This window comes from Mesorhizobium sp. P2_E6, from assembly GCF_056403835.1.
Genome location: NZ_JBFUEQ010000028.1, coordinates 1 through 11,771, shown reverse-complemented (window position 1 = coordinate 11,771; position 11,771 = coordinate 1). Strand labels below are relative to the sequence as shown.

The 11,771-nt window shown below is 62.1% G+C and carries 9 protein-coding genes; 3 read left to right on the top strand and 6 right to left on the bottom strand.

Going from position 1 to position 11,771, the window contains the following annotated elements; translation table 11 throughout:
• From AC1D08_RS33420 to AC1D08_RS33410, 3 genes are all read left to right on the top strand, one after another.
• The coding region (locus AC1D08_RS33420) for a DUF5801 repeats-in-toxin domain-containing protein (RefSeq protein WP_477425292.1) at nt 1-2,194 on the top strand (2,194 nt) is incomplete at its 5' end.
• A gap of 77 nt (nt 2,195-2,271) precedes the next feature.
• The gene (locus tag AC1D08_RS33415; RefSeq protein WP_477228963.1) at nt 2,272-4,032 is read left to right on the top strand and encodes a type I secretion system permease/ATPase; all 1,761 of its coding nucleotides are present in this window, start codon (nt 2,272-2,274) and stop codon (nt 4,030-4,032) included.
• On the top strand, nt 4,029-5,378 hold the full coding sequence (locus AC1D08_RS33410) for an HlyD family type I secretion periplasmic adaptor subunit (RefSeq protein WP_457154647.1): 1,350 nt from the start codon (nt 4,029-4,031) through the stop codon (nt 5,376-5,378). The genes AC1D08_RS33415 and AC1D08_RS33410 overlap by 4 nt, the downstream gene beginning before the upstream one ends.
• A gap of 21 nt (nt 5,379-5,399) precedes the next feature.
• On the opposite strand, the gene AC1D08_RS33405 is transcribed toward AC1D08_RS33410, so the two are convergent.
• From AC1D08_RS33405 to AC1D08_RS33380, 6 genes are all read right to left on the bottom strand, one after another.
• Complete coding sequence (locus AC1D08_RS33405; RefSeq protein ID WP_477228961.1) at nt 5,400-6,152, bottom strand: GGDEF domain-containing protein; 753 nt, start codon at nt 6,150-6,152, stop codon at nt 5,400-5,402.
• Between the two features lie 219 nt (nt 6,153-6,371).
• A complete protein-coding gene (locus AC1D08_RS33400; protein ID WP_477425290.1) occupies nt 6,372-7,073 on the bottom strand; it encodes a thermonuclease family protein in 702 nt (233 codons plus the stop codon).
• Nucleotides 7,074-7,131: 58 nt separating this feature from the next.
• Entirely contained in the window at nt 7,132-8,331 is a 1,200-nt protein-coding gene (locus tag AC1D08_RS33395; protein WP_457154160.1) for a type 1 periplasmic-binding domain-containing protein, read from the bottom strand.
• A gap of 91 nt (nt 8,332-8,422) precedes the next feature.
• Nucleotides 8,423-9,073, bottom strand: a complete 651-nt coding sequence (locus AC1D08_RS33390; protein WP_457154161.1) for a lytic transglycosylase domain-containing protein — start codon at nt 9,071-9,073, stop codon at nt 8,423-8,425.
• Between the two features lie 140 nt (nt 9,074-9,213).
• Nucleotides 9,214-9,585, bottom strand: a complete 372-nt coding sequence (locus AC1D08_RS33385) for a hypothetical protein (RefSeq protein ID WP_457154162.1) — start codon at nt 9,583-9,585, stop codon at nt 9,214-9,216.
• A gap of 61 nt (nt 9,586-9,646) precedes the next feature.
• Nucleotides 9,647-11,771: DUF5801 repeats-in-toxin domain-containing protein (locus AC1D08_RS33380; protein WP_477425287.1), on the bottom strand; the 2,125-nt coding region annotated here is incomplete at its 5' end.

Sequence of the window (11,771 nt, the reverse complement as noted above, 5' to 3'; positions counted from 1 at the left end):
CGGGGCCGGTGGGGCGGCGGCGTTCGCTGTCGCCATCAACAGCACGACCGGCGTCGTCAGCGTGGCGCAGTATGCCTCGATCCATCATCCGACCCCGGGAGCCAGCCACGACGAGTCGGTGAACATCACCGACAGCGCCTTGCTGGCGGTGGTGACGGTCACCGACGGTGACGGCGACACAGCGACCAGTTCGACCGGTATCGGCGATGCCGTGCAGTTCCAGGATGACGGCCCGACGGCGGGCATCGTCCAGGGCGCTCCCACAGTGGCGCATGACGAGACTGCAGGCATCCAGGCAGATGCCGACGACACCACGGCACCAGCGGTCGTCGCCCTGTTTGCGGGCGTCAGCAATGTCAGCTCCGATCTGAGCCCGACCGGCTACGCGCAGGACCCAGGCGCGGTGGTGAGTTCCACCGGAAGCTCGTTCGGCGCCGACCAGGAAGGCGGCACGACGGCATTCTCGCTGGCGGTGTCCGCCGCCGGCGTGGATTCCGGCCTCGACACGACCGCCGGCACCAGCATCTTCCTGTTCAAGGAAGGCGATCTGGTGGTCGGCCGCATCGGCGGGGCCGGTGGGGCGGCGGCGTTCGCTGTCGCCATCAACAGCACGACCGGCGTCGTCAGCGTGGCGCAGTATGCCTCGATCCATCATCCGACCCCGGGAGCCAGCCACGACGAGTCGGTGAACATCACCGACAGCGCCTTGCTGGCGGTGGTGACGGTCACCGACGGTGACGGCGACACAGCGACCAGTTCGACCGGTATCGGCGATGCCGTGCAGTTCCAGGATGACGGCCCCACGATCACTGTGCCGTTCGACGGTGACCCCGGTACCCCAGCCGTCGAGGATGAGACCCTGCACAACGTGCTGAACGCAACTGCTACCGGAGCCTTCGGGTACGACATCGGCAAAGACAGTCACAACGCTGCATTCTACACGGGCGGTGGTTCCGACTTTGTCGACATCAACACAGGCCTCGCCGGTGTCCAGATCAGCTTGACCGGCACGGTCGATAACCCGGGCACCCCCGGCATTACCCAAGCCGTGGCGACACTGACGTCGGAGGACGCCGCCAGTGCAACGTTCACCTTCTCGTTCCACTATGACAAGGACCCGATCACGGCTGGCGTGCAGGATGCCACGGCGGGCGGCACCCTGACCTTCGACAAGGCCGCCGATACCTACAGCATCACCCTGGCGGACCCGATCGACGGGTTCAGCTTCAACGTGCTGCACACCTCCGAACTGTTGCGGAAGGCACCTCCCGGTAACACCGGACACCCGGAACTCGTGGTGACGGAACTTGACCTCAACAACGGCACCACCGACACCAACGGGTTCTATGTGCAGTTCACAGCGAACACGAACCCTGCCGGCTCTCCTTTCGGCTTCAACGGCTCGGGTGACGGCGCACCGGACGGACCGCCTCTCGACACTGCCTATAACAACGGCCAGTTCGTCACCAGCAGCTTCGAGGACTGGGTGTCGGCAACCCAATCCACGAACGGTGTCGCGGGTGACACGATCCAGAAGAACGAACTGCTGACGCTGCGGTTCTTCAACGAGAACATTCTCGGGGACGTGAACCCCGGTGCCCCCGGTGGTGGTACTGAGAAAACCACCCCGACAGACTCTGTGTCCGGCGTCGCCATCAAGTTCGACGGTATCGGGAACTCCGAGGATCTTATCGTGGTCCTCGACCTGATCGATGACAAAGGCACAGCATCCACCGCCGACGACGTCAAAACCACGAGGTCGATCTTTGTCGAGAACCAAGACTTCTTCAAGCTTTCGACCGGTGGTGTGCCGTCCCCGTACAACACCGAGTTCACGCTCGACAACAACGACGCCCTCCTCATTATCGAGAGCAACGACTACAACCTCGCCGCCGGTGAGAACTTCAAAATTCAGGGGATGCAGATCATGCAATCCGGCAACGGGCTGACAGGATCCGCGATTAACCTGAACGGGATCATCGACAACCCCAACACCATCCCGGTCGAAGGCGCAAGCAGTGGTACGCAAGCTTGGGAGGCGCAGGACAACGATGTCCTCAAGATCGTGGACATCGGCTTCGTGCAGACGACCTCCGGGACGTTGAATGCCAACCTCGACTTCGCGTTCCAGATCGCGGACGCGGACGCCGATACGACGGCGACGCAGCACATACCCGTTGACGTCGTCGCCTGATCACTGAGCGACGGGAGGCAGCTAAAGTTGCCTCCCGCCATCTGCGCACGAAGCAGCACCCCGCAGAGATATAAATGATGAAAGCCAACCAACAGCCCCCTGCCCTGCAAGTGGTGATGAAAGAGGCCAGACGTGCCATCCGGCCGCTTATCTGGTTCAGCGCTGGCATCAACGTGCTGATGCTGACCGGGGCGCTTTACATGCTCCAGGTCTATCACCGGGTGTTGTCCAGCCACAGCCTGGAGACGCTGGTGATGCTGTCGTTGATGGCGGCAGGGGCACTCGTCGCAATGGCGGGGCTGGAAGTGGTGCGCGGGCGCCTTCTGGCTAAAGTCGGATCGTGGATGAACGCGCGGTTGGCACCAGTTCTGCTGACCGCATCGGTGGAATATGCCGCCTCGGCGCCCGGGCATGCCAATGCCCGACCGCTGCGCGACCTCGATCAAGTGCGGAATTTCTTCACGAGCCCGAGCATCTTCCCTATCCTTGACGCGCCTTGGGCGCCTCTGTTTTTCGCCGCCATATTCCTCATGCACCCTTGGCTGGGTTGGTTGGCGCTGGTCGGCGGGGTCGTACTCTTCGCCTTGGCGGTGCTCAACGAATACCTCACGCGCAAGCCTTTGACCGAGGCCGCAACCGCACAGTCGCGGGCATACACGCAGGCTGAAGCTGCGATCCGAAACGCCGAGGTCGTCCAGGCGATGGGCATGCTAAAGCCACTGCTGGAGGGCTGGAAGGCGCAGCAGGACGAGGCGAACAAAGGACAAGTCCTTGCCGCCAACCGTGGCGGCGTCATCGCGGCCATGGCGCGTTGTCACCGGCTCGCCCTGCAAATGGCCATACTGGGCCTTGGTGCCTATCTGGTGGTTCGCAACGAAGCCTCGGCCGGCATCATGATCTCCGCCTCGATTCTCATGGGTCGCGCCTTGTCCCCAGTTGAACAAGCGATCGCCACATGGAAGGCCACGGTCGGAGCGCGTGCCGCTTACCGGCGTCTCACCGCGGTCGCCGGACAGCACCCGGAGGCCACAGCGGTTCTGCCATTACCACGACCGAAGGGGCGGTTTGAGGCCGACGACCTCGTGCTTGCCCGACAGGGTGGCGAGCCGATTCTGAAAGGGATCAACTTCCGGCTCAGTCCGGGTGAAGCAATGGCGCTGATCGGCCCGAGCGCGGCCGGTAAGACGAGCCTGGCGCGAATACTGGCCGGTGCCTGGCGTCCATCCGGGGGGCGTGCGTTGCTGGACGGCATGGACGTTGCCCAATGGGCGGCGGAGGACCGTGGTCATCATGTCGGTTACCTGCCGCAGGACATCGAGCTCTTCGCCGGTACCGTCGCCGAAAACATCTGCCGCTTCGCGCAGCTCAACCCGCCGGTCTTCAACAACGTGGTCAAGGCCGCTCAGTTGGCGGGAGTTCACGAACTGATCAAGGGGCTGCCTAAGGGTTACGCCACCGAGATCGGCGAATCCGGCGCGGTGCTGTCAGGCGGGCAGCGCCAACGCATCGGCCTGGCGCGGGCACTCTACGGCGACCCGCCACTCCTTATACTGGACGAGCCCAATTCCAACCTCGACCGCGATGGCGAGGACGCATTGATCGCAGCCCTCAGCGCGGTCAAGGTGGCGGGCACGACCATCGTCCTGATCGCGCACCGACCGAATATCCTGGAGAAGGTCGACAAGGTGCTGGTCCTCAACCACGGCCAGCAAGACCTCTTCGGCCCGCGCGACTATGTCTTCAACGAACTCGCCAACCGCGCCCGCAAGGTGACCCAGATGCCGATGGGAGCCTCGCTGCCAACCCTCGAAGTGGTCAAGGAAGTCAAAGAAGCATGAGCCGTTCCCCGGACTTGAACGTCGTGCCGTTGCCCGTGCCGCCACCGTCCCTGCTGGAACCGCTACCCCTGCGTCTGACGGGCGTGACGTGCACCGGGTTCGCGATCATGTTCCTGTTCTTCGGCGTCGCCGGCGGTTGGGCGGCGCTGGCGCCTTTGGACAGCGCCGCTGTAGCACCGGGCGTTATCAAGGTCGCCGGCGACCGCAAGCTGATCCAGCACCTCGAGGGCGGCATCATCGCGGACCTGAACGCCGCCAACGGTGATATCGTCAAGGCGGGCAAGGTCCTTATCCGGCTCGACGACACACAGGCAAAGACGCAGCTTGACCTGATCCAGAACCGGATAGCAACGCGCGACGCGCTAGCCGCGCGTCTCAGGGCCGAGCGGGACGGCAAGCCGGAGATCGAGTTCGATCCGGCGTTGCTCGCAGACCCCGCTACCGCCGCAAGGGACGCGGTGGCCGCACAGCGTGACGTGTTCGCGGCGAAGCAGCACAATTTGAAGGATGAGGGGGAAATCCTCAGCCAGCGCCATAACCAGATACAGGAAGAGATAAACGGACTGAAGGAGCTCATCGTCACCGAGGACAAGCAGATCGAGGCGATCGGGGGTGAAAGCAAGGACCTCGAGGGGCTGCTCAAGAAGGGGCTGACCACGCGCGAGCGGAACCTGTTGCTCAAACGACAACAGAGGGAGATCGAGGGGGAGCGCGCGACCAACACCGCGGCAATCGCTCGTGCCAGAAGCGCCATAGCCGAGATCGACATGCAGATCTTGAACCTCGGCACAGTGCGGCTGAACGAGGCCGTCGAGGAGTTGAGCAAGGTCGAGGCGGAATTGTTTGACCTCAGGCAACAGGAGCGTTCCGCCAAGGACGTGCTGACCCGTACCAATGTCGTCGCACCGGTTGACGGCATCGTCATGGACCTGAAGGTCCACACGACGGGCGGTGTCGTGAAACCCGGCGAGACATTGATGACAGTCGTCCCGCTCGGACAACAACTCGTGGTCGAGGCTATGGTCAAACCTGAAGATGTCGAGACGATCGCCCCCGGACAGCCCGCGCGCGTCAGCTTCCCGGCCTTCGCCCGCTACAACCTGCCGCCGCTCGACGGCGTCGTGGAGATCGTGTCGGCTGACCGCATGGTGGAGGAGCGCAGCGGGGCACCGTATTTCGCCGCAACCGTGTTGATCGACAAGAGTGAACTCGCCAAGCTGGAGGGCCGCAAGCTGCTGCCCGGCATGTCGAGCGAGGCGATGATCCGGACCGGTGCTCGCACCGTGCTTTCTTACCTCGCCGAGCCGATCACGCAGAACTTCCGCCGCGCGATGCGGGAAAAATAGCCATAGGCTGCCCGAAAGCCGTCAGCTGTTGAGATGCTTCAATTCAAACCTGGCGTCATCCTGGGTGTCTGACACGCCCTGTTCGGCGAACTGAAACATGTCCGCGAACTCCATCTCTTTCTCAAACATCACGCCGCCGACCTTGATGGTCAGGGCATCCTCGGTTCCCTTTGGTGCGAAATAGACTTGCGCGACACGCGTGCGGATACGCTCGCCGATTTCCTTGGCTTCTGCTTCGGTCGCGCCTGAGAGGAAGACCCCGAACATGGAAGTCCCTATGCGTCCAACCAGATCATCCGCGCGTACTGATGATTGTATGGTTATGGCTATGAGCCGCAAAGCCTCGTCGCCCCATTCAAGGCCAAAGCGCAGATTGATGGACCGTAGATGTTCCGAATGAATGACCAGGAAGGCGCCCGAGCGTGGTCCCGGCGCCGATGGCCTTGTTGCTCTTCTTTCGACCATCGACGTGAAGACCGGCCCGTTCAGACAGCCTGTCAACCTGTCATAGGTTCCGGACCTGTTGAGTTCCTGACGGCAGCTGCGGATTTGGATCTGCTGCCAGCCGATTAGTACGAAAAGCGGCAGACCAATGACCACGGGCAGCAGCACGGCTGTCATCATGCTGCGCCCGAACGGCGTGAACGCGTCGCTGAACAAGAGCAGATAGTTGAAACCCAGAGAAAGACCGAGGCTCCCGGCTGTTCCTAGAAAGGTCAGCCATGCGGCGCTTCTCCATGCCTGCGCGGAGGCGGTCGCTGTGGTTTGTGCCATTGGCTAATCTCCTGTCAGATCAGCCAGCATAGAGCCGGCGTACAGCATTTTCAGTTTCCGAGAAGCATACAATTTGAACTATGAGACCCGATACTGTTCAAGCAACCGGCTTGCACCGGAAATTTGCGCCGTAAAGGTTAATCAATGGAATGCCGACGGCCGCTGAACAATCAACGGCGGCCTCGGCGAACGCTGCTCCGGTCCTTTGATTCTCGCAGCCTATTGTGGCGGACCGAAAATGCCCATCCCCGCGCCCTGAGCAGTCACTTGCGCTTTGCCATAGATGCCACTCGGCAGCGCCGTGGCCCAGCCGTTGGACACAAGCCAGGCGCCGACGTCCTGCTTGCCCAGCCTGCATTGGGCGGCGATGGCAAAACGCTCGACGTCCGGTGGCACGAAGCATTTCAGCGCGCGTCCCCTAACCCAGGAATTGAAGGCGGCACGTGCGCGCTCGCCGCAAGGCCAGGTGACATCATGAAACGAACAGGTTCTGTCGAGGTCGATGCCCTGCACCCCGCTGATGATTACTGTCCGGCCCATGGACGCGAAGATCGCGGACGTTGCGGCAGCCGGGCGAAAGAGCAGCACCTCCCGCCAATCCTCCGGCATCGGTGTCTTCGGGGGCACAGCCAGACCAAGGTCCGTCAGCGGCGGACGGGGCCCGACCCGTTCGAGTTGCACAGGATCAAGCTGTGGTGGAGCGATGAGGTCTTGAGCAACCTTGCGCGCGGGTTCTCGTCGGTGTTCTTCGACGATGGACGCAGCCACTCGGGTCGGCTGCGTCCCGCTGTTTTGCGAAGGGGCAAGGATCGGCCGATCGACCGAAAGCAAAGCCCCGGCCTGAATGATCAGCAGTACCCCGGCCAGGAGCAGGAGGCTTCCGAGCGCAATCGCCAAGCGGCTGGGGCCCAGCTTAACCATCAGCCAGTCTACCCATCAGCCAGTCTGCCCATCAGATTGACCGGGTTCCCAAAGCCGATCAGAAACCCGACGTTGATTTCGCAACCAGTTTGAGCGCGCCTTTTTGAATCTGGTAAAACGGCATTGATCGTTCACTGGATCCGTCAGCCCGAAACCGAAACAGACCTGTCGACCCACGAAACCCGTTTGGATTTTCGAGAACCTGCTTGCTGAAGCCATCGGGCCCGACCGCACTGGCAACCCCTGCTGTCAGCGCAACCATATCATAAGCATAGGCCACATTGACGTCGGCCGGGTAGTTGTATGTCGCCCTGAAGCGGTCGGCGATCGGTCCGGTTTCGCGCTGATCGAGCGTGGCGATATATGCCCCCTCAAACAGCGGATCCATGGGATGCTCCAGCCACCGGTTGGTTCCGACGACGGAAATTGCCTTTCCCGGAATGCCCTTTGACCTGAGGGTGGCAAGGATAGGCGATGGGCTGCCGTCGCCATTGGCGACGATCACGGCGTCGGGAGTGTCCACGAGCGAGGCCATTTCGTCGACGGCCTTCGCGCCACCGTCGCTGGCCGAATACGGGACAGTGACCGCGAGCGTCGCACCATAAATGCTGAGGCCGTTGGCGACCCGCTTCTCCACCGCGCTGGCGTTTGAGCCTTCCGCGACAAGCAACACGAACTTCTTGCCGCCTTTGGCAGCGAGCCCCGCGGCGCCCGCTGCGGCACTGTCGGCTTCGCTGAGTCGCACGGCATAAACCCCAGCACCGCCTGCGAAATTGTCGGCAAGCGCCAGCACCGGTGGACGCTTCGACCCTGACAGCGTGGCAATATGCTGGGCTGCCGGCAGTTCGGTTGGGCCGATGACCACTTTCGACCCCGTCGTTATCGCACTTATCGCCAATTTGCCGGCCTGTGCGCTGTCGCCTTTCGTGTCCTCTACCGTCAGCGTAAGCAATCCATTGCCAACATCCGTCATCGCCAGCTTGGCGGCATCGAGCATCTTCCTGCCGTTTTCCCCTGCCGTTCCGGGAGCCGACAACGGCAGCAACATCGTGATTTTTGTCGAACCGGTGCCCAGCGACTGGGTCGCCTGGGCAGGACCGGCACCCGCGTCGCCAGTCTGCCCGCCAGGCGCGGCAATCGCCGCCGGATCGAGCACTTCGGAAACACCGCCTTTCGACTGGCAGCCTGACAATGTCGTGGTGAGCGCAAACGCGATTGCCCATGTCCGCAGACAGCAGCCCTGTCGGCCAGCTTCCATGATTGCTCCACCCAATGTGCCGCCGAGTATGCTTCCCGGTCTGGTCTTCAACGCATGTTACGGCGCACTTGCCGTGCCGTCTGTAGTTTCTTTAGCCTTCGAAAAGCCTGGCTCTAAGCGCCTTGATCTGTCTTGCTTGGCCGGCAGTCCGATAGTCGGCACATTTCATGTATCGGGGCCCGGGCACGAACACGCGGCGCACGCAAACGCCTTTTCCCTGGGCTGGAGCCCCACCCTCTCCTTCCGACGAAAAAGCGGAGAAGCCGAATGTCGCCACCGGCAACGGCCCGGTCACTTCAATCCCTTGTCTTGCCAGGATTGCCCGCGCGCGCAAGCAGTAGCGGACCGAAAGCGCCGAGAACCGGCTTTCATTGTGCCCGGCGCGATATTTCATGACGGTGGTGCACAGGTCGCCCGCGGCCAGCTTGTTGGCCTGGGCAAGATATCTGACCCCGAGCGCGATGTTGGTCGCCGGCGCGCTCAGCTCGTCGAGGGAGCCTCGAAAGCCGAGCATTCGCGCCGTCGCCGGCATCACCTGCATCAGGCCGACTTCGCCGTCGGCGCCCTGCACGTCAGGATCGAACCCGCTTTCGATCTCCATCACGGCATGCGCCAGCACCGGCTCGAGGCCATAGATCGATGCCTGGCAACTCGCAAACGCCTTGAAGGTCTGCCGGGTCCACTGCGTAGCCGCGTCGCAGTGCGTCGGCCGCGTCATCTCGGACGGCTGCCGTTGTTGCACGGAAGGTCGCTCCAGCCAGTTGGCCCGGGCCGGCGTGACAGCCTGACCAAAGCCAGCCAACGCAATCGCTGCGGCGATTGTCCTCAAAAAGGATCCGTCGGCTATCATGATGGCCAACAGGCGTCGGTTCGCTTATCCGGTCAGTGCATGTACTCGACCATGCGATCGTGAAAACACTCGCATTTGTTGAGGGTATCTTCGTCGCGATAGTTCGTTTTCAGGTAGCCATAGGCCATGCCGCAAGCGACCTTGGCTTCCGATGCCCAGACGAAGACCGGCCGGGACGAGTTGATCCACTCCGAGCTGTTGGCGGCGGCGACCGACTCGTCCATCAGCTTGACCACCTGCTCCTTGAGGTCGACGATATTGTCGGTCAGCACCAGGTTGGACGTCCCGGCAACGCGACAATAGTCGACCGACGGACCTTCGATGATGTCGGCGGCATAGCCCGTCGACCCGACTGCCAGCAACAGCGTCGCAGCGGAAACCAGCAGTCTTATAGAACGATTCATGGATGAGCTCCCCTCGATATTAGCAATGTATAACATAGTCGCGTGACCGAGCGCCATGCCGTTAAATCGTAGCCGTGTGCTGTACATGCGCCGTGTCGTCGTAGAGCACAGTGATCGTGCCGGCGGGCGTGTTCTGCAACACGGCAACGTCCACGAAATTGGCGCCGCCGGTTGTGCCATTGGCATCGACGCTGAGCGTGTGTGTTCCCGCATCGTATTTTACGAAGTCGGCCACCCCAGCAGGGGCCGTCTCGAACAGGGCCGTCAGGTCGATCTTGTCGCCCTGACCACCATTGTAGTCGGTGATAAGATCCTTGATGTCGAGATGATCGAGCCTGAACGTGTCGGCGCCGGTGCCACCGGTCATCGTATCCGCTCCTGCGCCGCCGACGAGGAAGTCGTTGCCGGCCCCACCATTGAGCGTATCGGTGCCGGCGCCGCCGACGAGCGTGTCGTTACCGCCGCCCCCGTTCAACGTGTCGGCTCCGGCTCCTCCATACAGCACGTTCGCAAAACCGTCGCCCGTTATCGTGTCGCCGAAAGCAGACCCGATAATGTCAGGCATGGCCACCGTCGACGTGTAGATATGAGACGCGCCCGCGGCGTCTGCAGAGTGATCCTGAAATGCAGTCCCACTCAGCGTCACGCCGATCTCACTTGTCGCCTTGTCGCCGTCTGCATCCACGATCTCGATCGGTAGGTGAAAGTTGACGGGATCGGTGGTCTGAACGGCCGCGCCGAATCCGGTAATGGCGAAGTCGTTGCCGCTGTCGACGGACGGAGATGCATTCAACAGCTCCAGGCTATTGTAGCCGTCGGCCGTGAACGTCGCGATGGAAACATTCGCATCGAGCACACCCGTTATTTGGGCGGCATAGTGACCGCCTCCCAAATCGACGAAGTGAACCGTATAGCTTCTGTCCGTCAACCCTCCCGGGTTGCCTAGCGTATATGGTGTTGCCGTGGTGCCGATGTCGGCATACGCGACCACCTGCGTTTCCCCGTCATAGGTGATTGCAATTGACGAGACCGAATCGAGGTGGCCGTCGCCGACTGTCGTGTTACCGTCGGTGCCGGTAGTAGCGTTGTCGTCGCGAGCGGTAATTTGAAGGACGGTGTTGCTGGTTCCATCGCCAAACGTGAAGCTGGCGCCATTGGCCAGATAGTGATTGTCAAAGATGTGATTGCCGGGGGCGGCCCCAGTCAAGTCTTGGACAAAGTCGACCCTTATGCCTTCGCCCGCGCCGATATTTTGTCCGCCAGCACCACCGCCGACGCCAAAGGAATTCGCGTTCCCATTGATCGTCGTACCGGTGCCGAAGGGCGTGAAAAGCACGTCACGCGAGTTATCGTTGACAGGATTGCTGTCCTGATTCGTTGGCACCAAGCCGGCCCAGGACTTGTTGCTGCCGTAGAAGGCATACGTTCCGTCAGTGAATGTCACGTTGGTCGGGCTGTCGACCGTTCCGTTCATGTCCACGGAATAAGTCGGATTGGCAGTCTGGGGGTCGAGCGTGACCGCGAACACCGTCGCGCCGTTGGCAATACCATACAAGGTATGGCCGTCCGCCGACACGTCGTAGATGATGTGCGCGCCGCCTGACATCAGACCGCTGTCCGCGTTGTCAAGAGACGCCGCGAACTTCACCGTGCCGGCGCCGTCCGCCCCGTAGTTGCTTGACAGCGTGTGGTCTTCGTCCAGGGCGAATGTGACCGGGTTCCCTGCTCCATTCCACAGCACGGCATAGTCCGGCGTAACCGCCGACGGGCCGTCATCCAGGAAGGTCAGGTTGTTGCCGATGTTCAGTGTCGCCGACTGATGATCGCCATCCTTGTCGGTGATCGTCGCCGTCAGCGTCACCAGATTGTCGGCGTTCAGGCTGACCGGCTCGTTCGGGTCCGTCGTCGGATGGACCACCGCACGCTGCTGGTCGAGCGTCACATTGCCCGACGCATCGGTGGTGACCGTGAACACGATCACGCCGCCGACGCCCGCACGGCCGACCACCTGGCCAGCCTCGAGGCTCAGCACCACCGCCTGGCCGCTCGCCGTGTCGACCAGCCCCGTCGCGCCGGCATTGAAGCCCAGCGCATAGGTGGTCGTGCCGGCGCCATCGGCGCCATAACTCGAGGTGAAGGCGCTGGCGAAGCTCGCCGTCGCATTCGTCGTCAGATCCGTCTCGTCC